Source organism: Streptomyces sp. NRRL B-1347, assembly GCF_000720325.1.
Taxonomy (GTDB): domain Bacteria; phylum Actinomycetota; class Actinomycetes; order Streptomycetales; family Streptomycetaceae; genus Streptomyces.
Window position 1 is genome coordinate 1 of the sequence record NZ_JOJM01000332.1, and the last position, 244, is coordinate 244.

The following is a 244-nucleotide window of genomic DNA, read 5'->3' on the forward strand; positions in this document are numbered from 1 at the left end:
GGCTTCACCCCGGCCGCCTGCCAGACAGCAGCGAGCGACACCATCACGGCGAACAGCACCGGCTGGACCACGTCCACCCGGTCGAACCGGTCCCCGCCCAGCTCCTCCAGCAGATCCCAGTCCACGAACTCGCTCAGAGCATCCGCGCACTCCCGCATCCGCCCCGCGAACACCGGACTGGAGTCCAGGAGTTCGACCGCCATACCGGCCCACTGCGAACCCTGCCCCGGGAACACGAACACCG

The 244-nt window shown here is 69.3% G+C and carries 1 protein-coding gene; it reads right to left on the minus strand.

Going from position 1 to position 244, the window contains the following annotated elements:
* Positions 1-244, minus strand: a 244-nt coding sequence (locus IG74_RS47490) for an acyltransferase domain-containing protein (protein ID WP_037827713.1), incomplete at both ends; no start/stop codon positions are given.